The 24,657-nt window shown below is 38.7% G+C and carries 21 protein-coding genes and 4 tRNA genes; 4 read left to right on the top strand and 21 right to left on the bottom strand.

The window, feature by feature from the left end:
* Nucleotides 1-32: 32 nt before the first annotated feature.
* From cpu_RS05190 to cpu_RS05095, 20 genes are all read right to left on the bottom strand, one after another.
* Nucleotides 33-746 carry an ATP-binding protein gene (locus cpu_RS05190; protein ID WP_075858979.1) on the bottom strand — a complete coding sequence of 238 codons (714 nt, stop codon included), beginning with the start codon at nt 744-746 and terminating at the stop codon, nt 33-35.
* An 11-nt stretch (nt 747-757) separates the two neighbouring features.
* On the bottom strand, nt 758-1,492 hold the full coding sequence (locus cpu_RS05185) for a DnaD domain protein (RefSeq protein ID WP_075858978.1): 735 nt from the start codon (nt 1,490-1,492) through the stop codon (nt 758-760).
* Entirely contained in the window at nt 1,492-2,343 is an 852-nt protein-coding gene (locus cpu_RS05180) for a histidinol-phosphatase (protein WP_075858977.1), read from the bottom strand. The genes cpu_RS05185 and cpu_RS05180 overlap by 1 nt, the downstream gene beginning before the upstream one ends.
* A 74-nt stretch (nt 2,344-2,417) precedes the next feature.
* Entirely contained in the window at nt 2,418-3,335 is a 918-nt protein-coding gene (locus tag cpu_RS05175) for a methylenetetrahydrofolate reductase (RefSeq protein ID WP_075858976.1), read from the bottom strand.
* Nucleotides 3,332-4,000 carry a methylenetetrahydrofolate reductase C-terminal domain-containing protein gene (locus cpu_RS05170; RefSeq protein ID WP_075858975.1) on the bottom strand — a complete coding sequence of 223 codons (669 nt, stop codon included), beginning with the start codon at nt 3,998-4,000 and terminating at the stop codon, nt 3,332-3,334. The genes cpu_RS05175 and cpu_RS05170 overlap by 4 nt, the downstream gene beginning before the upstream one ends.
* Nucleotides 4,001-4,024: 24 nt before the next feature.
* A complete protein-coding gene (locus cpu_RS05165; RefSeq protein WP_075858974.1) occupies nt 4,025-4,384 on the bottom strand; it encodes a hydrogenase iron-sulfur subunit in 360 nt (119 codons plus the stop codon).
* Nucleotides 4,385-7,066 carry an FAD-dependent oxidoreductase gene (locus cpu_RS05160; RefSeq protein ID WP_075858973.1) on the bottom strand — a complete coding sequence of 894 codons (2,682 nt, stop codon included), beginning with the start codon at nt 7,064-7,066 and terminating at the stop codon, nt 4,385-4,387.
* Between the two features lie 22 nt (nt 7,067-7,088).
* Nucleotides 7,089-7,952 carry a CoB--CoM heterodisulfide reductase iron-sulfur subunit B family protein gene (locus tag cpu_RS05155; RefSeq protein ID WP_075858972.1) on the bottom strand — a complete coding sequence of 288 codons (864 nt, stop codon included), beginning with the start codon at nt 7,950-7,952 and terminating at the stop codon, nt 7,089-7,091.
* Nucleotides 7,952-8,485: a 4Fe-4S dicluster domain-containing protein gene (locus cpu_RS05150; RefSeq protein ID WP_075858971.1), complete on the bottom strand. Its 534-nt coding sequence runs from the start codon at nt 8,483-8,485 to the stop codon at nt 7,952-7,954. The genes cpu_RS05155 and cpu_RS05150 overlap by 1 nt, the downstream gene beginning before the upstream one ends.
* A gap of 53 nt (nt 8,486-8,538) precedes the next feature.
* A complete protein-coding gene (locus tag cpu_RS05145) occupies nt 8,539-9,330 on the bottom strand; it encodes a methyltetrahydrofolate cobalamin methyltransferase (protein WP_075858970.1) in 792 nt (263 codons plus the stop codon).
* Nucleotides 9,331-9,352: 22 nt separating this feature from the next.
* Complete coding sequence (locus cpu_RS05140) at nt 9,353-10,285, bottom strand: acetyl-CoA decarbonylase/synthase complex subunit delta (protein WP_075858969.1); 933 nt, start codon at nt 10,283-10,285, stop codon at nt 9,353-9,355.
* Nucleotides 10,286-10,309: 24 nt separating this feature from the next.
* Nucleotides 10,310-11,068, bottom strand: a complete 759-nt coding sequence (locus tag cpu_RS05135; RefSeq protein ID WP_075858968.1) for an ATP-binding protein — start codon at nt 11,066-11,068, stop codon at nt 10,310-10,312.
* A 21-nt stretch (nt 11,069-11,089) separates the two neighbouring features.
* Nucleotides 11,090-12,985 carry an ASKHA domain-containing protein gene (locus tag cpu_RS05130; RefSeq protein ID WP_075858967.1) on the bottom strand — a complete coding sequence of 632 codons (1,896 nt, stop codon included), beginning with the start codon at nt 12,983-12,985 and terminating at the stop codon, nt 11,090-11,092.
* A gap of 54 nt (nt 12,986-13,039) precedes the next feature.
* On the bottom strand, nt 13,040-14,377 hold the full coding sequence (gene acsC / locus cpu_RS05125) for an acetyl-CoA decarbonylase/synthase complex subunit gamma (RefSeq protein WP_075858966.1): 1,338 nt from the start codon (nt 14,375-14,377) through the stop codon (nt 13,040-13,042).
* A 73-nt stretch (nt 14,378-14,450) separates the two neighbouring features.
* Nucleotides 14,451-16,649, bottom strand: coding sequence for an acetyl-CoA decarbonylase/synthase complex subunit alpha/beta (gene acsB, locus cpu_RS05120; RefSeq protein ID WP_088775888.1), 2,199 nt, complete (start codon nt 16,647-16,649; stop codon nt 14,451-14,453).
* Nucleotides 16,650-16,666: 17 nt separating this feature from the next.
* A complete protein-coding gene (cooS, locus tag cpu_RS05115; RefSeq protein WP_075858965.1) occupies nt 16,667-18,679 on the bottom strand; it encodes an anaerobic carbon-monoxide dehydrogenase catalytic subunit in 2,013 nt (670 codons plus the stop codon).
* Nucleotides 18,680-18,742: 63 nt separating this feature from the next.
* Complete coding sequence (locus cpu_RS05110; RefSeq protein WP_075858964.1) at nt 18,743-19,507, bottom strand: carbon monoxide dehydrogenase accessory protein CooC; 765 nt, start codon at nt 19,505-19,507, stop codon at nt 18,743-18,745.
* A 197-nt stretch (nt 19,508-19,704) separates the two neighbouring features.
* Nucleotides 19,705-20,694: a hypothetical protein gene (locus cpu_RS05105; RefSeq protein WP_075858963.1), complete on the bottom strand. Its 990-nt coding sequence runs from the start codon at nt 20,692-20,694 to the stop codon at nt 19,705-19,707.
* A 59-nt stretch (nt 20,695-20,753) separates the two neighbouring features.
* On the bottom strand, nt 20,754-22,379 hold the full coding sequence (locus cpu_RS05100) for an ABC1 kinase family protein (RefSeq protein WP_075858962.1): 1,626 nt from the start codon (nt 22,377-22,379) through the stop codon (nt 20,754-20,756).
* Between the two features lie 31 nt (nt 22,380-22,410).
* Complete coding sequence (locus cpu_RS05095) at nt 22,411-22,716, bottom strand: phasin family protein (RefSeq protein WP_075858961.1); 306 nt, start codon at nt 22,714-22,716, stop codon at nt 22,411-22,413.
* Between the two features lie 153 nt (nt 22,717-22,869).
* On the opposite strand from cpu_RS05095, the gene cpu_RS05090 reads away from it, so the two are divergent.
* The 4 genes from cpu_RS05090 to cpu_RS05075 all read left to right on the top strand — a co-directional run bounded on the left by cpu_RS05090 (nt 22,870) and on the right by cpu_RS05075 (nt 23,300).
* Nucleotides 22,870-22,947: transfer RNA gene (locus cpu_RS05090), tRNA-Pro, on the top strand.
* Between the two features lie 27 nt (nt 22,948-22,974).
* Nucleotides 22,975-23,060, top strand: a tRNA-Tyr gene (locus cpu_RS05085).
* A gap of 69 nt (nt 23,061-23,129) precedes the next feature.
* Nucleotides 23,130-23,205 (top strand) — tRNA-Gln (locus cpu_RS05080).
* Between the two features lie 9 nt (nt 23,206-23,214).
* Nucleotides 23,215-23,300: transfer RNA gene (locus cpu_RS05075), tRNA-Leu, on the top strand.
* 48 nt (nt 23,301-23,348) lie between these two features.
* Here cpu_RS05075 and hemL read toward each other — a convergent pair.
* Nucleotides 23,349-24,647 (bottom strand): glutamate-1-semialdehyde 2,1-aminomutase, encoded by a 1,299-nt coding sequence (hemL, locus tag cpu_RS05070; protein ID WP_075858960.1) that lies wholly within the window; start codon nt 24,645-24,647, stop codon nt 23,349-23,351.
* Nucleotides 24,648-24,657: the final 10 nt, after the last annotated feature.

The following is a 24,657-nucleotide window of genomic DNA, read 5'->3' as shown; positions in this document are numbered from 1 at the left end:
AGAACAATATTATTTTTTCCCCAAAATCTCCTTTACATTCCTCGTACTTTCTTTAAGCGAATGTCTAAATCTACCGGTAACCAGTAATGATGACAAAGTTGAAAAATACGGGAAGTTGTTCGCTCTCCTAAGTAGCTTTCTAAATCTTCAAGGCCAATATTTGTAGTAATAATAACAGGTAATTGATAATTTAACCGGTGATTGATAATTAAATATAAGGTGTTTCGAGTCCATTCAGTGTAATTATGGGCTCCCAGGTCGTCTAGAATTAATAACTCTGAAGATAAAGCTTTTTTCATTAAAAAACCGTCATCCTCTTCCCCGAAGCTTTGCTTAACTTTTTCTAAAAATTCCGGAACAACTACAAATAAAACCTCTTTTCCCGCTTTAATTGCTTCATTGGCTATTATAGCAGCTAATAATGTTTTACCACTACCTACCGGGCCGGAAAAATATAAACCTTTAGTTGGTTTATTAAGAGAAAGTAGTTTAACAAAATTAACTGCTGCTTTTAATGCTCGCTGGGCACTTTCATAATAAGAAATATTACGTTCCCGGTCAAAGTGGAACTTTGAATAATAGCTTAAATTAAAATCAGAAAAAGACTTATTCCTGTAAAGGGGTGGAATTAAGCTCTGAACTTGTTTTAAATCATGACTTTTTTTAGTAACGCAGTGACATTGAATATATTCTCCCTTTTCGTTTTTTATTAAACCCCGGTCTTGGCAATCTGGACAGTTTGCCATCTAAAAATCACCTAGCTTAAATAAAGTTTTTTAATTATCTCTTTCTTTCTTTCGTCTGAGTCCTTGGACTCTACTTTACTTGTTTTTGGTGTCCTTTTCTTTTTTGTTTGTTCCTCAAAAGCATTAATTTCCTCGATGGATTTTAAATTATTTGTTTCCCATCGATATAATATAGCATCGATATAGCGAAAACTTTTTTTATTTAACATAACTGCACGCTTTAAAGCTTCATAAATTAATTCTTCTTGATACTGCTTTTGATTAAGCCAATTATCAATAAGCTCTATTTCCATTGGCGATAATCCCCGGCCAAATTCGCGACTAAAAATTTCCACTACTCTAGAGGTAGTGTCTAGGTTTACCTTATCTGGAATTTTATTACTTTCCTTAAAGACTTTTTGAGCAGCCCAGAGATCTGTAAGTTTTTCCAATAGTGGTATATAATCAATTGTTTCCACGTATTTTGCGGATTTTTCATCAAACTTACGGCTAACCGAGATAATTCCTTTTTTGATAAGTTCGCGGTAGTTTTTTTTAACTTCAGCTAAATCTTCTCCTAAAGTTTGGGCAATAAATTCAGCCGAAGGTAGCAAATTCCCTTCATTAATAAAACTCATAAGCTGCAACAAAAATACCAGTTCTTTTTCATTTAAATTTAAGTGTTTATAATTTTTTAAAAGAAAGGTGGGAACACTTATTAAACCTTGATTAAAAAGTTCCGCCAAAAATAAAGTAAGTCCACTCATTAAAAATCCTCCCTGGCTGAAACTACCCCATTCGTCAAAGAAACCGGTTTTAAGTTGAAATTTTTAAGAAGGGTTAACATTGTTTCTTGCCCAAAACCAAGTTCAGAAAGGGAATGAGCATCAGAACCAATAACAAACTTATCTATTCCTAAAGAGATTAATTTTTTTAGAAAAAATTGATGAGGATGAATAAAATCGTATCCCCGCCTTAACGAAGAACTGTTAAGCTCGATAACAAGCTCCCTTTTTTTAATTAATAAAAAAACATTCCTAATTCTCTCGTTGAAAATTAGTAAATTTTTCAGACCATAAAAAGATATGCCGTAGCGCAAAAATAAATCTAAATGACCAATAACTTCAAACAAACCGGATTGAATAAGGTTTTCTAATCTTTTAAAATATTTTTCTAAAATTTCCTCTGCCGACAACCGTGAAAATAAGGAAGGAGCTTCTTTTTTCGATGATATGGCAATGTGATCCAGGGTATGGATGGAACCCATTATAAAGTCAAAGGGATAATTTTCTTTTAACTTTATAATCTTTTCTTCAATACCTTCGAAATAACCTACCTCTAAACCAATTTTAACATTTAAACCATAGCTTTTATAGACCTCTCTTAAATCTAGTAATTCATCAAAATAAACTTTTAGCCAATCCTCTTTCTCCATTGGAACTAAAGTGCCATTTATCCTTAAAAACCAATCTATTTCCCGTCTTTCAGGTTCTGCCTCATAATGGGTGGTAAAGGCAATTTCTTTTAAATTAAGAGCTAAAGCCTTTTCACAATAATCCTTTGGCGTATAATTGGCGGCATCAATTGAATAGCCAGGGTGAATGTGATAATCCTGCACCTGTTACACCTCCATTCCTGCAATCAATACTATATCAGAATTTATCACTGTTTAAAAGAAAAAAGACCTGAAGTTTAAACTTCAGGTCGCGGAAGTAACCCTGCTCGTTCAACAATTACAGGAACAATATCTTCCCAGGCAATTGCCATTATATGCACCCCGGCAACGCCTTTAACGGCTTTCAAGTGCTCAATCATTTCCACAGCTATTTTAACTCCTTCTTCTTTCTGGTCTTCTGCTTTTTCCATCCGTTCAATTATGTGATCAGGCATGATCATACCAGCGACGTTTTTCATATATTTAGCCGCTTTTGCTGATTTTAACGGGGTTATTCCCGCCAAGATATATGCCCTTTCATGTAGTCCCCTCTCCCGAACCATTTCCATAAATCTTTCAAATCTTTCCATGTCAAAGATGCACTGGGTTTGGATAAACTGGGCACCAGCTTCAATTTTTTTCTCAAGCCTCAATACTCGAAATTCGAAGGGGTCACCAAAGGGGTTTTCAACAGCTCCAATAAAAAACCGTGGCTCATGTTCTTTAATTGCTTCTCCCGATAAAAACTGCTTTTCGTCCCGCATTTTTTTTATAGTTCGAATGAGCTGGATCGAATCTAAGTCATACACATTTTTCGAAGTAGGATGGTTCCCAAAAGATTGATGGTCACCCGTTAAGGCTAGAACATTACGTATTCCTAGGCTGTATGCTCCCAGGAGATCTGACTGTAAGCCAATGCGGTTACGATCCCGACAGGTCATTTGAATTATCGGATCTAGGCCTTCCGACAAAACATGGTACCCCGCTGCAATACTTGATAACCTTACTACAGCTGTTTGGTTGTCGGTAAGGTTTGCTCCGTCGATGTAATTTTTTAAGTTCCGGGCATGTTTTCTTACTACTTCTCCGTTACTATTTTTAGGAGGTCCAATTTCAGCAGTCACCACGAAATGTCCATCGGTAAATAATTTTTCTAAACGGCTCTCAGTAATCATAACCGGACCTCCTCCTTAATTACTTTTCGGGGACCGCCATCCCGGGCTTTGGACCAATCTTTAGGCGGTTGAATTTTAAGGATAAGGTCTAGACTATTTAAGCTCTTTAAACGGTCATAAATTAATTGCCAGGCACAGTCAATTTCACTGGAAACTTCACATTTCCCATTTTGGGAACCACCACAAGGACCATTTAACAAACTTTTGGAACAACGGATTACAGGACAGACACCACCAGTTAAATGTAAAATACACTCGCCACAGAGACCGCATCTTTCCCCCCAAACTCCCAGCTCTAAGTTCGCTCCCGCGAATTTCGTATTAAGAGCCGGATAAACCCACTTACCGGGGTAATTTTCTGCCATAAACTGTACTCCTACACCACAAGCGGTAGATAATACAGCGTCAGCTTTGGCCACTTCTTCCGCCACAGACTTTACATATTCCGGGTCACATTGTCTGGTAATAGTTGTGGTAATTGTTTTAAACTGTTTGTTTTCCTTTTGAAAATACAGGCGTAGGGTTGTTGCTAATTGTTCGGCTTCTTTTTCTCCACCTGCCAGACACACGGTTACACATCCACCGCAACCTAACACCAGAATATTTTCGTGTTTTTCAACCATTTTAATTATTTCTTCAATAGGCTTTCTTTCGGCAACAATCAAGTTTTGTCACCCTTTCCCAGAGTATTAAAGCTTTATTAAAATTGTTTTAAGACTCTCTAAGTCACCCGGTTTTAGTTCATAAAAAGAAAGTCTTGTCGGTTCATAACCAATTTCCTCTAAGATTTTTTGCGCCTCAAGAACTCTTTTTTGAGCCCTTAGGCTCCCTTTTAAAAACCGGCAATCGTTACTGGTTCCCCCAATGACAACGACCTTTTCAAACCCTTTTTCTATTGCTTCTAAGAGCATATTTACTGATAAAGTTCCGGTACAGGGGAGATCGGTAATCACTACATTTTCCTGAAGAGAAACCTTGTATTGGCCAAGTAAATCCAAAGTTAAATAGGAACAATAAGAGCAATGGTAAATTAATACTTTCCCTGCCATTTATTTCCCCTCCCCGGCTAAAACCCTGATTTCTGCTAAAACACCGTCGTGGGGACGGTTGTGCTGGACTATTGCCTTATTGGGACATTCTGAAGCACAAACACCACATCCTTGACAGGCAATTGGGTCAATATAAGCTACGTTTTTACCATTTATAACTTCTGGAATAGAATATGGACATACCCGGACACAAGTTAGGCAAGCTGCACACTTTTCTTCAATAACTTCGCTGAAATTGGTTTTTAGCTGGGATTGCTGAATTTGATTTAAAAAAGCTAGTACATTTTTTGCCGCATTTTGAGCAGAGTAAAGAATTTCCATTACTGTTTTTGGCCCTTGAGCTTCTCCTGCAATAAAAACTCCCCATTTCGGGAAATACCCTCCTGAAATATCCTGGTGTGTTTCGCGTAAAAAACCAAACTCATCAATACCAACTTTAAATATCTCAGCTAACTTCCTATTTTCTTCTTTTGGTTTTGTTCCTTCGGCAAGAACCAGTAAATCAAGATAAATATCATCTAGATAGTTTTCAGTTGTAATAACTTTAATTTTATCTCCAACTGTAGAAAATTCTGGATATTGCCCCCGGTCATAAGGAATAAATTTAACTCCCATATCTCTTGCTTTTAGGTATTTAAATTCATACTTTCCGTAAGCCATAATGTCTTGATAAAATATATATACTTCCTTTTGCGGAAATTTTTCTTTTAAATACAGAGCAGTATCTAAGCTCTTAATACAGCAGTTACGGCTGCAAAGGGGATTTTCTACATTACGACTACCGGCACACTGTAAGAAGCCAATAGAATTATATTCCGAAAGTTTATTATCGAAAGTATAAAAATCTTCCTGGTAAATTACCTTTTGACTTCTGGTAAAATTACCGTAACTTTTTTGAGCTCCAGTAGCTAACACAATTGCAGCTGTTTCCAACGTAAACTGTTGTCCAAAACGTTCCGCCAAAAGTTTATATTTACCAGGACCCCCAAAGACCTCTACCACCCGTGTATTTTTAAATAAATTAGCACCGCGATTTTCCAATAAAGTTACAGTTGTTTCAATGTGTTTCTTTAAATTCAAACCTTCTTGGGGAATGCTAATATTTTGATATCTTCCACCAAAAGAATTTTGCTTTTCAATTACCGTTACAGGTACTCCTTTTGCCGTCAAAGCTTCAGCGACCTTTAATCCTGCCAGCCCTCCACCTATAATGGTAACCCCGAGATTCACCTCAGCTTTAGTATTTAAAATTGGGCTTTTAAGGTATTGAATTCTGGCAAGTGTTCCTGCTACCATTGTTCTGGCAATGGACTTTAACTTTTCTTTGCCATATAAAGAAAACCCTTGTTCTTTAATGTTAACTACTTCAAAACGAGTTCCTAAATTTTCTTCCAATGCTAATTTTTCTAAACCAGTTTTAATTTTAACTTTACTGCAACCAACAAAAACTGTCCTGCCTATTTGGTTATCCAAAATAAACTTTTTAATTTTATTTAATTCCTCTTCTTTTAAGCAATCTGAAACAACCATTTCCGGAAGGTTTTCTGCTACTCCTTTTAATTCATCTACGGGTATTGAACCCCGGCAATTACAGTAGATAATACCAGTGTTTGGATAATTTTTTACAGCAATTTCTGGCTGGATATCCCTATTTAAATTAACCTCATTAAAGACAGAAGAGCCGGCAGAAATCATGCTCTCTGCCCCATCCATTGGGTTTAAAAGTGAACCGGCAAAATATATTCCTGGAAGGATTTGATGGGGATTTTCCGGGGTACCTGAGAAATTTATAATTTCCTTTTCCGAAATATTGAAATTTGCTAAAAGTTTTTTTAATTGCTGACCTAGATCTGCACCTTGAGCTAAAACCACCAGGTCAAAAAGTTCGTCTTTAAAGCGACCATTATCTAAATAACGAACGATTGGTTTATAGCTTTTTGGTTCTTCTTTAATAGCAGAAATCATATTACGAATAAAAATAACGTTTTTGGCAAGAGCTTTTCTGTATAATTTTTCGGCTCCTTTATTATAAAGCCGTAAATCTAAATAAAAAACTTTAATTTCTGTATCAGGCAAAGCTTGCTTTAAAAGGTCAATTTCCTTTAAACTGTATAAACAACAAAAACCAGAACAATAAGGCTTTCCAGCTCCAATTCCGTTGTTTCTGGAGCCTACACATTGGATAAAAGCAATTTTTTCTGGAGGATTCTTTTTAAGCTCACCAGTTTTTAGTAAATTTTCAAGTTCTAAGCCAGTTAAAACAAAACTATTTATTCCATATAAGTATTCAGCTCTTTCTTCAGGATTAAAAGGCACAAAACCGGGGGTAAGATAAATACTATCAAAAACTTCAGTTAAAGTTTCATTTTGACTTACAATCTCTACCGAAAACTTTCCGTTAATTTTATTAATTGTGGAAACTTTCGTATTATAAAAAAGCTTTGCCCTTTTGGATGCCATAAGGCTTACTGCTTTATTAGTATACAGGTAATCGCCTGGATGATAGATGCCGCTTAAAAAAGCTAAACTTATTCCCGGTTCTAAAGGCTTTTGGCTGTTAAATTTTCCTCCCGGCATTGATGTTTCTTCCACCAGCCAAACCTCGTGACCGTTTTCTTCAAGATCCAGAGCTATCTGTAAGCCAACGGCTCCGGCACCAACAACTAAAAATTTTTTAGCCATATTTACCTCCCCACCTTCCCCTTTAATCTTTTAACGAAGGGGGAACAAGATGTTTTGCAAACCACTTTTCTGTTGGAAGACCCAAGGCGTAACCAATAAGCTCGGAAATGTACAAGACTGGTAATAATTCTTTGTTTTGTTCTGGGGAATCCCAGTTAATTTGCCGACCATCCAAGTTTGCCTGACATAATGGACAAGCGGTTACTATTAGCTGGGCACCATTATCCCGAGCATTGGTTATAATGTTTCCCACAAGCTTTACCACCAAATTAGGCTTTGAAAGGGCTTGACTACCACCACAACAATCACTTTTAGCACTCCAGCGAACCGCTGTAGCCCCTAAGACTTCTAAAAGCTGCTCCATTTTCGTTGGTCGTTCAGGATTATCAAAGCCTACAACATTATGAGGACGTAAAAGTAAACAACCATAATAAGCAGCTATCTTTAAATCGGTTAAGGGTCTTTTAAGTAACTTTTTAATTTTTTCAATATTTTCTGGCTTTAAAACATACTCAATAAAATTTAATATTTTTATTTTGTTTTGATATTTAATACCTATCTGGTGTTCAAGCTCATATACTACCTCTTGAGAATGATTTGGATTTTCTGAAACTTCAAATTGAGCAGTTTTAAAAAGATTATAGCAGGCAGCACAGGGAACCAATACTTCCTCTAAACCTTCTTTTTCGGCCAGCATTAAATTCCTTAATGGAAGGCCAATTGCTAGTTCCGGAGCTGTACTGTGGCCGGCGGTAGCTCCACAACAATTCCAATCATCAATTTCTTTCACTTCATTATTAATTGCTTTAACTACTGCTAATACCGAATCATTATACTCGGAAGCAGTAGAATGGAGTGAACATCCAGGATAGTATCCGGTTTTCATTACTCACTCCCCTTTACCTTGGTAAATAAATTTTTAACTTCCCATATCTTGTTGATTTTATGGGGAGCTAATTTGATTTTTCCTTTAAAAAACATCGTTATGCCCATTTTCACATCCTGGGTAAAATTTTTTGTCTTAAACTTATGTTTAACAATCATTCCTAGCTCATAAGCCCGTCCGTAATTGTAAACGGTATCTAAAAAGCTCTCATAAAAGTCAGCCACGGGTTTAACTCCTATGGGCAAGTTTTGTTGAAAATGATAATGTTTTACCGCATCATGAATGGCCCCAACATCTATACCATTAGGACAACGCTGTACACAGGTTTTACAGCTGACACAAATCCAGGAAGCTTTACTTCCTATTAATTTTTCTGTTTGTCCTTTATTAATTAAATCCACTGCCTGATGGGGCAAGTAATCCATTTCTTCAGCAACAGGGCAACCTAAACTACATTTTTGACACTGAAAGCAGCGACTTACCGGTTGGTGAGAAAGCTCCACAATCTCCCTGGTTAGGGTGGTATTTAACATTACTATCCCTCGCCTTAAAAAATGGTATTAAGACGGGGCAAAGCCCCGTCTTTCTACTTTTGTCTAAAGGTTTTCAAATAAGAATCACAATAAATTTCTTTGTTGAGTAAGATATGAGCTGTAGCTGCTGCATCAACTAAAGCATCATCATCCACATCTAAGATAGCTGCATCCAAACCAGCAGTCATTGCCATAACCAGGTAAGTTCTATTGATAAGCGGCCGGTCCGGGCATTTTTGAGAAACGTTACTTAAACCTAAAACAGTTCTAGGTGCAGGATTAGCCATTAGCTTTATTTGCCGGATAGTTTCTAATACCTCCACGGCATGTTCTTGAGCAACATTAACCGGCAAAATAAGTGGGTCAATATAAAGCTCTGTCATGGGAATGCCATAGGCATCGGCATTTGCCACAAGCTCCATAGCTAATTGCGAACGGTCGTTAGCATCTTTGGGGACACCCTTTTCATTCATGGTAAGACCAATAATTGCCGCTTCATATTTTTTAGCCATGGGAAAGAAGATATCCATTTTCCACTGGTCGGCAGAAGTAGAGTTAATCATGGCATTACCGCGGTGAACCCTTAAACCCGCTTCAATGGCATCAGGATTAGTAGAGTCGAGGCAACAAGGAAGGTCAACGACTTCTTGTACAGTTTTAACCAACCATTCCATAACTTTTACTGGGTCTTCGGCCGTGGGGCCGGTGTTTACATCTAAATAATGAGCACCTTTTTCCGCTTGCTTTCTTGCCCAATCCTGAATCGGCCGGGGATCTTTGTTAAGAATTGCTTCCCTAATGTCTTTAAACATCCCGTTGATTCTTTCACCAATCAATACAAACATTTAATTTCCCTCCTATAAAAAATTATTTTAAAATTCTCTTAAGATGTTCTTTAACTTCAGCCAACGATTTAGGATGGCGCATAACAAACAGATGGCCACCCGACTGGAGTAAACCAACTGTGGTTACTGTTTCCCAGTGAATAGCTCGAAGTCCATAATCTCCCCACTCCGCTACTTCTGGATCCTTAGCTTCTTTGGCCTTCCAGGCTTCCTGACCTACAAAACACACTACCGGCATCGCCAAAATTTTATCCCCCGTTAAGGCTCCTAAACGCATCCGCTCAATAATGGAATAAGAATATTCAATACCATATCCCAATGCCCCAATTAGGGGGTCCATTACTATTCGGTTAGGTGCAAGGTTCATTTCCATAATCATAATGTTTAGCTGCTTTGATAAGTTAATATCGAGGGGAGCCGAAGCAACTACGGAGTGACCGTGCACCATGCAAGTGGCCACTATCGGCTTGTAATTATCTTTCGTTGCCGACGACAATAAACAATTTCTTCCAGAAAGCGCTTCACCGATTATTGGGAAAATTTCCGCATCTTTTTCTTCAACGCCGCAACCAATGATCATTAAAGGTACATCAATAGCATCGGCAACAGCTTTGCAAACCTCAGCAACTTCTGCTCCGGAGCGATTTAAACCATCGGGATGGGCTGAAACCAGTCTCAATGCTACTAAATCCGCTCCATATTCAACACACTTTCTAGCCCAAGCTACCGGGTCATTAATTACATCTTTAAACGGTTCCACTAAAATTTCCGGCCAGTCGCTGGGAGGAGTATCAAACACTTCTAAGGCAAACCGGGGAGGATTAGGTATTTCTCCTTCAAAGGTTAAAAACGGAAGAGTGCTGTCCCCTCCAAGGGTTACTGCTTTATCCCCTGTTCCAAGGGTAACTTCTACTACTTTAGAATTCCATTTTTCTTTAAAAACTTCTACAGCCATTAAAATCTCTCCTTTCATGTAAAATTAAAGGATACCAACATTTTGTAAAATTTTCCTCACTGCCCTTACTGCCGTACTGTCATCGGGTAAATTAATTAAAGGTTTACTTTGCCGGTCAAATTCAGTTACCAACTCATCATCGGGAATTACCCCAATTAACTTTAATCCGGTCTTTTCAATCTCCTCCTGAACCTCAGGAATATCTTCTTCGTTAATTCTTGTAATAACTAAATACTTATCTTTTATTTTTAAATCTAAAGAATCAATTAATTGTTTTATCCTCCCTGCAGATCTTATCCCCCGTACACTTCCGTCGCTGATGACAAAAAAGACATCCACTTCATCGGTAGTCCTACGGCTTAAATGCTCCATCCCAGCTTCGTTATCCATTACAATATAAGGATAATTGTTGCTAAGGGTTAAAAGAAACTGGCGCAATAAATTATTAGCATAGCAGTAGCATCCTTGACCTTCCGGGCCTCCCATTACCAAAAGGTCCACATCTTCGCCTTCCGAAAGGGTTTCATGGATTTTAAAACTTATATACTGGTCTTTGGTCATACCAGCGGGAATCGGGTCCATATTTTTAGCAAGACGATTAATCACATCGGAAATTGCTTGCTCTACTTCTAAACCCAAAGCTTCATTTAAGTTAGCATTAGCATCAGCATCTACTGCCAAAATTGGCCTTTTACCTGCCAGCAACAACTGCTTTATTACTAATGCGGAAAACGTAGTTTTACCTGTACCACCTTTACCAGCAACAGCTATTTTAAACGCCATTTTTACTCCTCCTACTTTTACTTATTCAACCGATGGAAATAAATGCAAATCGGTATGGGGAATAAAGGATGCAGAAACAAATTCATCCATAAAGGTGGTACCCACGCTTAGCTCCAAATAGGTCATTTTGCGTGCGATTTCCTTAACATCCGCACAAGCTTTACGGGATAATAAAGCTTTTCGAGCACCCTTTAGAGAGCTATTCCCCACATAGGCAAATTTATTAAGATCAATATCAGGCAAAAGGCCAATAGTTATAGCATCCCGAATGTTAAGATACTTACCAAAACCTCCAGCAATAATAACCCGATCAATAGCTTCTAGTGGTAAATCAACCATGGCTAACATTGTCCGCACTCCTGCAAAAATAGCTGCTTTAGCGCGAATTAAATTTTGGATGTCAGCTTCGGTAATTACTACATCTTTGTTAGTTCCACTTTCTGCGGCCCAGGCTAAAACAAACTCCAAACCGTCTTCCCCTTCCCGGATGCGTTCTTTATTAACTGTCCGGTCAATTTTACCATTTCGGTCAATTATTCCTGCCCTTTTTAAGTTTGCCAGTAAATCGATTAAACCTGAACCACAAATCCCTACCGGTGGTATGCCACCAACTGTTTGGTATTTAACTTCTTTACCTTTGTCCAAGATATTAACCCTTTCAATTGCCCCTTGCATGGCCCGCATACCATGTTTTATTCCACTACCTTCAAAAGCGGGACCGGCAGAACAGGCGCAGGTTACAAGCCAATCCTTGTTTCCTAAAACCATTTCTCCATTAGTTCCAATATCAATAAAAAGCGTGATTTCCTCCAAATTGGCAAGTCCAGTATATAAAACTCCAGAGGTAATATCCCCTCCCACATAGCTTGCTACATTGGGCATAACGTAAACTAATCCTTCGGGATTCATCTCAATTTTGGCCAAACTCGCTGGTATAGGTGGTATAAATAAAGCAGCCGGTGTATAAGGCTCTAAACGAATAAACCTTGGGTCAATTTCTAAAAAAAGGTGAGTCATAGTAGTATTGCCCGCAACAACCGCAGAAACTATATCTTTTTTCGCAATTTGCAGTTCAGTGCAAAGCTGTAAAACAAGCTCGTTGATAGTGGACAATACTGCTTTTCTTAATTTTTCCGCACCATCGGGGTTTTCGTCTACATAGATAATTCTGCTGATAACATCATCACCAAAAGCCGCTTGTTTATTGTAATTACCTTTAGTTCCTAAAACTTTACCGTTTGTAAGATCTATTAATTGCACAACTACAGTAGTTGTGCCAATATCAATGGCAAGTCCATAAAGTTTTTGTATTAAATTGCCGGGTTTTAGAAACATAACTTTATTTTTACCTAGATAATCATTTACTCCTAACGTTACGATAAAGTTTTCTTTCCTTAAAACTTGCGGTAAGTCCTTTAAATGTTCGTATTCCAGAATAAGTTCATTGCTTTCCTGACGGGCAAAGGTCGCAGTAAGTCTGGATAGATCATCTCTTGGGTCGTCAAGCGTAGGCACTGGTAATTCGAGAGATATTTGTTTAAAAAGTGGGTCAAACTCATCCACTTCGGCTAAGTCTAATTCGTTCATGACTCCAGAAGATTTATCCTCATCGGTAACAATTTGGTGAGTAGTAAGCCTGGAAGTAAAAGGTATTTCCACTACCAAGTCACTTTCTGGAAAGGTCTGGCAGGCCAGCACAAAGCCTTGATTTATTTCTTCTTGCTTTAGCTTTCCGTAACTAACTACCCTTTTTTGTCCTTCAACCACTTTAACCAGACACTTGCCGCAAGTTCCTGCTCCTCCGCAAACTGTTTTAATATTTATCCCGGCTAAATTTAAAGCTTCCATTAAATTGGTACTTTCTGAAATTCTTACTTCCTTCTGGTCTGGTTTGAACAATACTTTATGTTCTGCCATTTTTAAAAACCTTCTTTCTTTATAAATAAAAAATCTCCTTTTATAGCTTTATAGTTATGCATTCCAGCGTTGCTTAATAAAGGAGTTAATACCCGAGGACTCTCTTGGACCAACCAAAATCTCCCATCCAGATAATTCCTGGAGTTTACCACTCAGCACTGCAACTCCTCCCGGGAGAATTGCTTTCCGGTGGTTAACTTTTTCAGCAATACCACTTTCATTTAAAAACTGAGCAATTTTTTCGGGAGTAAATTTCCCAGCAGCCCAGGCCGTTAAAACTGAAGTTCCATCGGTATCTACCGGTAGGATGTATGCTGGAATTCTTGCTCCTTCCACGTCACCGGCAACACAGAAGTAGGTCAGTGAGAAGTTAGTAGTAATAAACACCGGAGCATCTGGACCGGGGTTTAAAATTTCATAAACCTTCGGTTCGACAGCTATTGGTTTTTGTGGGTCGGTGTAAATATTAAGCCTTAAAGTAATAAGCGGCAATATATTTGCCGGCTCCACAGTATTCAAAACTATAATACCAGCATACTTGGTAATGTATACGGAGGCTTCCAGTACAGCCTGATAAGGATTATCATCTAAAACAAAAGCTATTGTTGGATAACCAAAAGGCCGGAAAAGCTTCTTAATAGCTTGTCTTCTAATTTGGGTTTGGTAAAATAACCCTTCGTAAATGTTTTCCGGCTGGGGATCTAAAACCAAGTTTTTATATCCCATTGAAGTGATTTTTTGAACCAAGTCGGCTAAAGCATCTAATCCTTTTGCGCTAACAGCTAAGGGAACATTATATTTTTTAGCAAGTTCCACCATTTGTTCATAATTATCTGCCGTAGCTGCATAAAGAAGGGGATTATTTGCACCCTCCGTTTCCAAGGCTGACGCTAATTGTTCTGGAGTGCCAATTAAGACAAAAGGCATATCGGTAACTGCACGGGCAGTAGCAACGGCTTTAGCAAAGGTTGCAGCCTCTCCCGAACTACCTTTGATGGCTACTAGATTAACTGAGTGCAATTGTCCTACACGGTCAAAGATAAGCTTATTTATTTTTTCTACCCTATCCTTTAGTTCATCTTCACTTAAAGTATCTTCTACCAAAATAGCTAAGCCGCAGGGATGTTCAAAACGCTTGTCATGGCGGAATAAAACAGTTTCATGACCAATTTCTAATACCTTTTCTCCTTTACCCACTTTTACTAAAGCAACCGGTGGAGCCGAGGCAGACTCCAAAAGTTCTTTAGCCTCATCACTAACATAGGGGCAAGCATCCAAACCAGCTTTACCGGCAGCAATCTGCATAGCAAAAGCAAGACAGGTTGGTTGACCACATTCTTTACAATTTTTCTTTGGTAGGTGTTTGTAGATTTCTAAACCCGTTAAGCCCATTTACGATTCTCCTTTCTTTTTCTTTTGATTTTTATAAACAGGCGGAAGGAAAACCTTCCGCCTGTAATTTTGCTTACAGTAGCGGCTCCATGGTAAGGGCAGGATGTCCTTTTTCTTCTAAGAATGGTAATACTTCATCGACAGTTGTTCCAACAGTTTCATCGGCAATCTTATCGATGAAATCGCGGCCAAGTCCTTCTTCTTCGGCTCTTTCTTCAATTATCGCCCGTAATTGTTCTTTGAGGTCTTTAGGCATCCAAACTACCCGGGCAAGACCGCCATCTGCTTTAACAAACTTCTTCGAACCAATGTAAGACTTACCAATTCCCATAAAGCCAGGAGTTTGCGTTCCACCACCAACCATACCGGCTAAAGTGGAGAAGGTCATGCCAATGGGGGTCATTCCACTGTGTTCCCGGTTGACGATCATAAAACCATTTAATTCGGGCATATAAGCCATGATAGCTTCAAAACAGCCACAGGAAGTCATGGGATATTCCATAATCGTATAAAGATTCATTCGTTCAATTGTTCGTTGCGAATTCTTGTAAATGTATTCGTTAAATGCCTCCCATTGACCTTTTACCGGATCAATTAAACCTTCTTTGGGTACAGGTTGGTTAGGACCATTGGGATTAATTTCATAGGCTGCTTTTGCGTCTAACCAGCTAATTGCTCCGCAAAGTCCAACCCTTTCTGGCGATACAATGCAGACGTGGGTTGGAGCAAAAGACTGGCAGAGTAAGCAGGAATAATAAGTATCAACAGCTTCATCGCTAAGTTCTCTAAGTCTAGCATCCCGTTCAGCATATTTTTTCCGAGCTTCTTCCCGAAGCTCTAAAACTTTTTGTTCATCAGTATAAATCGTTACCTGGACTCGGTCAACGATTGACGGAAACTCTTGTTTAAATTTAGCATAAAGGAGTTGCCCCAAGTGTTTAAGTCGTGCTCCCTTGGCAAAAGCCTCTTTACTTATCCGGATCCAGGTTAAATCCCGTTGGGCTGTATGCCAGAAACCTTCACCGTAGTTGGTAAAGTAGTGAATCCTTCTTTCAAGTACCGGTTCAAAATCTTCTTGCATCTTCCGACCGTAAATATCTACTACAATACCAATTGGTAATCTGCCACCCGGTTGTACTGTGTCAATATCTGGACCAATAAGCTCAACTTTGCCATCTTCTATTTCATCCGGCCCAACCATTCTTACCAATTCAAAGCTTGGAGTTTTCGAACCACCAAATTCTACATGCATATCGCCTTTGCGGATGGATTCACCTTCAAAGGCAGGGCCAAAGTTTATAGGTAGGTCGATGTCTATTGAAGTTATCTTGATACCCCGGACTTCCAGAGCAGTTTGTACAATTTTATCATAATCCGGTTCAGAAATAAACCAGTCTTTAATTTGTTTGTCTTCCGGTAGCGGTTGATCGGTAATTACAGGGAAGCCGGTGAAAATTCCGCCCATTGCGGCAGCTGTTTTAACCATGTCGTGCTCGCCTAAATATAGAATAAAAGCTAAAACCCGACGCCGTTGATAATCCCTATGAGCTTCCCGAAGTCCTGGAGCAATTCCACCAAACATAAGTCCGGCCCGTAAAGCATAGTTGGCTGCGTGAACCACTTGCGTGAAGTTACCTAACGGATAGGCAATATAGTCTACCCCAAGTTTAACGTTTTCTTCCAGTAGCTGCTCAATGATTTCATCGCACAGGAAAAGCATTAAACCTTTGCCCATTAAATCGTCAACAATTTTTTTTGCAGCTTTACTGTCTTTGGCCCGACCTATTATTACTGCTTCTCCAGGAATGGTCCAGTCCACCATTTTAATACCATACTGCCGCACAACCGGGTCGCCGATAAAACCGGTCCAGGGAGGAACAACAATTGGATTTTCTTCAGAGTGTTTAAGATACCGAATAGCTTCGATAATCTCCGCAGCATACCAAGTAGCTTCACCGGCCAAGCGAGCGTTTTCAAAAGTAAGCTCGCTTTTAATTTGAGAACGCATCCTGTTTAAAATTGGTACCATATCTTTTAAGGTTCTTACTTCTTCACCACTAAAAGCCCGAATTACTGGAAGGAAATACGCAGTATCGGGATAGCCTACAGGATGATCAGGACCATACTTGGCAATTGCCCGAGAAAGAAGGATTTCCGCATAGCTGGTAGCGGTAATAGCTCCTTCATAAACTTCTTTAAAAAGCCTTTTTGGTTCTTTACCCGGCTCGATTGCTCCATCAAAAATCTGATCAAAATTAATAACTTCGCTCATATACTCCCCTCCTCACCTTAGTAATTTTGGCAGAGGGCCGATTCGAATTTTTCTGCCGTTTGCTTGTGAACGCCCAACTTCCAGGTTCTATACTCAAGAGCATTTAAAATCTTTTTAGCAGCTACAACCGGGTCAACTTCAAACATGAAGTAACCGCCGTATACGTCTGAAGCAATTTGGGTGGTAATACTGTAGAACAGTTCACTACCTTCTAGAGGTGGCATCGTACCTACGTGTACTGGAACATCGAGAGTTACAAACCAGGTACCTATTGATACTGCTTTTCCACTCATAGCTTCGGGAGCAGAAGCAACAAACGGTACCTTAGGTGTATCCACCCCGAGATCCTTGGCCATGGCAACCAAAATATCCGAGGCCCGAGTATTATCAACGCAAGAACCCATAAAGAACGCAGGTGGCAGCTGCCCCTGTAGTCCTGCTTTTTCTTCTAACATCTTTATAAAGGACTTAAGTCCCTCTCCGGCAATTTCTAAAGCTTCCGGCCGTAAAAAGCCATGTTTGGCAAAGGCTTGAGCAGAACAACCGGTTGCCACTACAAATACATCGTTCTTAAGCATTTCCTGCAAGATGGTAATATGACTTTCATCCTGTGGCCGTTTCAAGTTATTGCAGCCTGCGAATAAGACAACACCTTTTAATTGACCGGATAAAATAGCATCGTTTAATACCTTAATAGGATTTTCTGGATTAACATGGGCAAAGATTTCCATTAATGCTTCAAAGCTAAATCCAGCAACAACTTTATGCTTAATATCGGGGATGTGAACAGGTTTGCCAATACGTTGTTTGTAGGCTTCAATCCCTAAACGGACAATTTCTTTGGCATTATCGTGGGCAGTTTCTACATTGAAGGGTACGTGGTAGGTTCCAGGCATTTTCGCGATGTTTGAGGTAGTAATTAGGCGAGTATGATAGCATTCAGTTACTTGCTTTAAGCCGGGCATAATACATTGAACATCAACAACAACAGCATCCATAGCCCCGGTGACTATGGCAAGCTCACTGGAAGCAAAGGAAGTTGCCAAATGCACTCCCCGGCGCATTAAAACTTCATTACCAGTACAGCACATACCTACAATGTTTATTCCATCGGCTCCAGCAGCTCTTGCTTCCTCTTCTAATTCTTTTGCAGCATCAACTACTTTTTCACTTAAGAGAGGGTTGTGACCATGCACAGCAATATTTACTTTATTGGCGTCCAATACACCAAGGTTAGCTTCGGTAACAATTGGTTTGGGAGTACCAAAAAGTACGTCCGAAAAATCGGTTGCGATATGCATGCCAGCGTAGTCAGTTAAAGCAACCCTTAAAGCGCTAAAGGTGATATTAACTGGGTCATCATCATTTCCAATGTGGGCTTGGGCTAAAAGGTCAGAAATATCACCAAAAATACCTGAAGGCATAATATTACAGTCATCATATTTTTCCAGCCGTTCTTTGTTTAAGGTTGTTTTAATCCAGAGGTTTTCACCAAAGCCAGGTAAGCGCGCAAAATCTTCAAGAGCTAATTCTGCAACTTCCTTAGCTAAGGTCAGATCATCTTTCCCTTTGGTATCCACTCCAAGCCTTTGGGCAATTCTTCTTAATTTGTCAGGGTCGGAAATTTTATAATCGGGAGTTTTTCCTTCCGCTAATTCTTTTAGCGCATGGGCAATGTGTCTAGCATGTTCGTTATGGGCAGCAGCACCAGTTAAGATTAAAGTTCCAACCGATCTTGCCGCAATAGTCCAAGCTGATGCTCCACAAATTCCCTTCTTACTGGGGTCATCGTTTGGCAAACGGCAAGGTCCTTGTAAGCAAAAACGACAACATAGACCTTTGTAGCCAAACTGACACTGGGGTTGCATTTCTACGAAACGGTCAAACGCCGTTTTTACCCCATCTTTTTCTGCTTTTTCAAGCATTTCCAAAGCTGCAGGATCAGTGGTTCTTCTACGGTTTTTAGGCTCCCATACCCGCTCAGCCTTGGAAGGTTTTGAGGTATGCTCTAAATCTCTAAACCTTGGCATTTAATACCCTCCTTTTTCAAAAATTTTTTGAACTAATCGTTAAAGCTACCCCCCTCTTTTTGGTTATACCACCTCCAGGCGTAATTTTTGGTATATGTGATTAAGTTGCTCAAAAACCGGATTAGTAGATTGCCAAACTTCTTCTCCTTTTAATGAAAGTTCGATAAAAGCATCATTGTATGGTATAATGCCCAAAATCTTATCCTCGGGTAAATGCTTTTTAATTAGCTCTTCTTCCAGAGGATTGTGGACCTTATTTATTACGTAACGTACTTTTCTAATCCCTAAATCCCCGGCTAACTTTTCAATATTAAGACCAGTTTTGATACTGTTGAGGTTTGGTTCAATTACAGCAATCATCATATCAACGGCTTTGGCCGTGCCCCGGGTTAAATGCTCAATTCCTGCCCCCATATCCATAACTACCGCTTCTTTTTTATCCAAAAATAAAGCACTTACCACCGAACCCAAAAAAGAGTTTTCGCGGCAATAACATTGGGAGCCGCCCTTTTTTATTTCTCCCATTCGAATTAAAAAAATTTTATCATTAATATATCTACCATATTTATCAAGATCGCCATCTACTTTAGGATTTAAAATTAGGAGTCCCCCGTCACCGGTTTTTTCTTTAATTTCTTCTTTCATTTCAATTAAGGGAGTAATTGAATAGGCTTCTTCAATCGGAAGACCTAAAGCTTGCCCCAAACAGCTATCGGGGTCACCGTCAACGGCATAAATCTTATCGTAATCAGCAACCATGGCTTTTATTATACCAGCCGCTATTGTTGTTTTTCCAACTCCGCCTTTTCCGGCAACTGCTAATTTCAATTTTTTCCCCTCCGATGAATATTGTTCATTTTATATATTCGACCATTCAACTTTATTTTCCTACCGCTTACGGAAAATTTTATAAACTTAGTTATTAATTTTTCGACACTTTAGTCAAAAATCCTGCTTGTAATATCTAAAATTTTCTGAATTATTTGTGATTTTCATAACATTAAAAAATGACCCCTTTCCCGGGGTTAAAAGATTAAATATTTCTTTTTTAATAGTTTATACTCCAGAAAAAGTAAGAAAAATCCTGTTATAATCAAGCCAAAGACAGTTAATTTATAAATTACAATTTTCAATTTAAGCTTTTTTATAGTAGCATGTAAAGAAGTACTTTCGTGTTCTTTACCCATTAATTTTGTTAAAAGTTTCTCTTTTTCTTTTTGAAAATTTTTTATTTCCCTATCTTTTTCAGTTATTACCTTACGAAGTTTAAGCACAAAAGCTAATATCTCTTTTTGTTCTTTAGCCCGATTTTGATTTTCGGTCTCCCAATCCCCTGTATAAATCGCACTCCATAAAGTAGGTCCCCATTCTTCCTGAGGGTAAATCCCCAGCGCTAACGAAATCGTAGGAATTATACCGTCATCTAAGATAAATTCCACTTTTACGTTCTTTTTGATTTTATTAGCAAAGGTTGTAAAAACTCCACTTTTACCGCTGCCAATTACAACTACTATAGTATTTCTTAGCTCCCCTGATTCATAAAGTTTTTCTACCACTTTATCGGCTAATTTTTCTTGGTCTCTTTTAAAGGCTAAAATAAATCCATTTTTTTCACTATCACCAAATTTTGATTCCATAAATTGTAAACTAGGCAGATATTCAAGACCAGAATAATTTTTAATATTAAAACCATAGGCATAAACTCTATAACCGTATTTCTTAGCCAAAAGAGGAAAATTAGTTTCAAAACCTTTTAATTTTAAAAGATCTTCAATATACTCCTGAAGATTTAACTCATTGCCCAGGGTTATGCCACTATAGCCCATTTCATATAAATTTTTTATGTTGGGAAGGTAGGATTTAAAAAGTTTTTCCTGACTAAAGTCTTCAATAACGATTATAAGAAATTTCAAGGCATTTTGGGGCTGGTTTTTATCAGTTATTGGTTGCTCCGCTAAAACAGTAGAACAAAAGAAGGTTAAAACTAAGATAATCCCTACAAATTTTTTTAACAATTTACTCCCCCCTTAGGGCTTTTTTCTAAAAAAAATATGCCCTAAGAGGACAATCTATGCTATACCCGATGCTTTTTCCATAAAATATATCCACCGGAAAAGTAAGCAACAGTAATAAAAAGAAACATTTTGCCTCTGTGTTCAAGAGGCAAAGCCTTTAAAATCGCTGGAGAGCTCAAAAAATAGGCAGCGTAAAAAATTACTACAGCTAAAAATTGAACGCTTTTAGTAAAGGAATTAGTAAGCTTGTCTAATTGGCGTTCTTCGAGTTTAAGGGTTAGTTTTGCCTTTTCTAAATTGGCAAGACTGCTTTCAAGCATTCCTGGAAGCGCTGTTAATTTATCAAAAAGATCATAAATTTCTAGGGCAATTTTTTTTAGAGAAGGAAGTTTTAATACCCGACTTTTTAAAAGACTTGTGGCAATTGGTTCGGCTAATTCGGCAACGGATAATCCGCTATTTAAGGTTTTTACGATTCCTTCTAAGGCAATAATAGTTTTAGCTACTAGCACAATTTCTGGTGGAATTACAATCTCATGTTTTTTAGCAAGAATTAACAGTTCTTTTAGCAACTCCCCAAGAGAAAGGTAAGCTAAAGACACAAAATAATACTGATTAAATATATCCCGAACATCTTTTTTTATCTCTGCTGGTGTAATATCTTCCCGGTGACTTAATTCAATTAATAATTCAGAAATTCGCGCAAAATCTTTTTTTACTACGCTTATTAATAATGAGATTAAAATTTCCTTAAGCCAGGGATTCAAAAATCCCACCATGCCAAAATCATACAAAATAATTTCCCCTAAGGGTGTTACTGCAATATTTCCCGGATGGGGATCGGCATGAAAATAGCCATCTTCTAAGATTTGCATGACAAATATCTCCACCAAGTCCCGGGCTAAACGGTCTAAGTCAATGCCCATTTCTAAAAGACGTGACCGTTCGCTTACTTTTACTCCGTAAACTGCCTCCAAAACCAAAATATTTTCATTGGTGAACTCCCAAAACACTTTGGGTATGATTAGCTTTTTATATTTCACATTTTTACGGAAATTGTCAATATTTCTAGCTTCACCAGTATAATCCAGTTCCCGTTCTAAGCTTAATTTTAATTCTTCCCACATCCGTAACGGTTTGTTGAGCTTTCCCCAGTTAGTTTTATTTTCAATAAAAGAAGCAATTCGGTATAAAATTTGTAAATCGGTTTTTATTAAGTCATCGACCCCTGGTCGTTTAACCTTTACTACTACTTCTTTTTCATCCTGAAGTTTAGCCCGATAGACTTGTCCTAGGGAGGCGCTAGCAATTGGGTTTTCGTCAAATTCAATAAATATTTCCTCTAAAGGAGAATCCAAGTTTTCTTCAATATATGATGCAATTTCCCTAAAAGGCAACGGTGTTACTTGATCTTGAAGTTTTTCTAACGCTTCTTGAAATGGCTTTGGCAAAATATCTTTTTGGGTACTTAAAATTTGTCCCAGTTTTATAAAGGTGGGTCCTAATTTTTCCAGCATTTTTTTTAGATTCCCAGCAAGTTCAGTCATTCGGTAATCATTCAAATCTATTTTTTCAACATTATTTGGTCGTCTAATATATGCCAACAAGAAGCCAAAACCGAATTCCGTTAACACTCCAGCAATTTCCCGGAATCTTGATAGATGTTTAGGCGCTAAGGGTAGCACTTTTCATCCTCCCTAACAAAACAAGGGGTTATTACCCCTTGTTTTGCTCTTGGATTTTAGTTTCTAATTCATTTAGCCGATTTTCCAAAAGTTTTAATTCTTCTCTGGTCACCAAATTTAACTCTTTAATTATTTTTTGCAGTTCTGCGTTAATTTCAGCTTTTAACTCTTCTTTTTGGCTTTTTCCTTTAGTAATTAAATCATCTAAAAATTTTTGCGCTTCATCTTTGCTCATCTTGCCTTTTTCCATAAGCTCGTTCATAAACTCTTCCGCCTTTTCCTTAGTGAGGGTAATTAACCCTAAACCAAGCATTATACTGCGCTTAAAAATATCCATAAAAATCACACTCCTTATGGCAAATTATAACATAAAAAACAGCAGCATACTACTATTTTAATCCTTAGTTTAATGTCTTATTCCAATATTTTTTTAATTTAATACTTGACGACCTTTCATAAAATATATATAATAAAAACTGTCCTGATTGAACGGGATGTAGCGCAGTTTGGCTAGCGCGCCTGCCTTGGGAGCAGGAAGTCGGGGGTTCAAATCCCTCCATCCCGACCAGTGCAATTAAATAATCGTTGATTATATGGAGGGGTTCCCGAGTGGCCAAAGGGAGCAGACTGTAAATCTGCCGGCGGACGCCTTCGTAGGTTCGAATCCTACCCCCTCCACCATTTAAACTGGTAAGATGTCAGAGGTCGTTGGATCTCTGACTTTATTTAACTTAATCTTATATGATAAGTTGGGGCGTAGCCAAGCGGTAAGGCAGCGGTCTTTGGAACCGCCATTTCGTTGGTTCGAATCCAGCCGCCCCAGCCATTTATTTATGCGGCAGTGGCGGAACGGCAGACGCGCTAGACTCAGGATCTAGTGGGCATTAGCCCGTGGAGGTTCAAATCCTCTCTGCCGCACCATTATTTTGTAAGAAATCCCTTGAAGCTTTTGCTTCAAGGGATTTTTGTTTATATTTTGGCCACTGCTTTAAACGCCACATAAGCCGCTTCAATGGTTTTGTTTAAATCCTCTTTAGTATGCGCCAGAGAAACAAACATGGCCTCAAATTGTGATGGAGCAATATATACCCCATTTTCCAGCATGGTCTTAAAGAAAATAGCAAATTTGTTAGTATCGGAAGTGCAAGCTGACTTATAATCCACCACTTCCTCCGATGTAAAGAAAGTACAAAGCATTGAGCCGACGCGGTTAAACCAAAGATTTAATCCGGCTGCCGTTGCCGCTTCTTTAAGTCCCTGCTCTAAATATTTAGACTTTTCCTCCAACTGTTCATAAACTCCTTCTTCTTTTAATACTGATAAAGTTGCAATACCAGCGGTCATTGCCAAGGGATTACCTGATAAAGTTCCTGCTTGATATACGGGACCTGCCGGAGAAACCATTTCCATGATTTCTTGGCGTCCACCATAAGCTCCAACCGGCAGTCCTCCGCCAATTATCTTTCCTAAAGTAGTAATATCAGGCTCTACGTTGTAGAGTACCTGCGCCCCTCCCCAGTGAACCCTAAAGCCAGTCATAACCTCGTCCATGATTAATAAGGCTCCATATTTTTTTGTGATATCCCTTACCCCTTCCAAAAAGCCTGGCTTTGGTGGCACAACCCCCATATTCCCCGCCACCGGCTCTAAGATAACTGCTGCAATATCATTGCCTTCTTGTGCAAAAATTTCTTCCAAAAGAGATAAATCATTAAACTGAGCAGTGATAGTGTTATAGGCAATATTCACAGGTACTCCCGGACTTGTAGGAACACCTAAAGTAAGCGCTCCGGAGCCAGCTTTTATCAAGAGTGAGTCAGCATGTCCATGATAACACCCTTCAAATTTAACAATTTTATTTCTTCCGGTAAATCCCCGGGCTAAACGTATTGCACTCATGGTAGCTTCAGTCCCAGAGTTAACCATCCTCACCATATCCATTGCCGGAAAAGCGTCAACTACTAGCTTTGCCATTTCGGTTTCCAATAAGGTTGGGGCACCAAAGCTAGTCCCTTTTTTAAGACAATTAGCTAATGCCTTTTCTACTTTGGGATGGCGATGACCTAAAATTAAGGGACCCCATGAGCCTACATAATCAATATAGGTATTGCCGTCAATATCATAAATCTTTGCTCCTTCTCCCCGTTCTATAAATACAGGATTTAAGCCTACTGATTTAAAAGCCCGAACAGGACTGTTAACTCCTCCTGGAATAACTTTTTTCGCTTCGCTAAACGCTTCAATGGATCGGTCAAATTTTAGGCTCACATTCTCCCTC

The organism is Carboxydothermus pertinax (assembly GCF_001950255.1).
In the GTDB taxonomy this organism is placed as follows: Bacteria; Bacillota; Z-2901; order Carboxydothermales; family Carboxydothermaceae; genus Carboxydothermus; species Carboxydothermus pertinax.
Note: the sequence above shows the minus strand (reverse complement) of the source record. Positions and strands in the feature narration are given on the sequence as shown.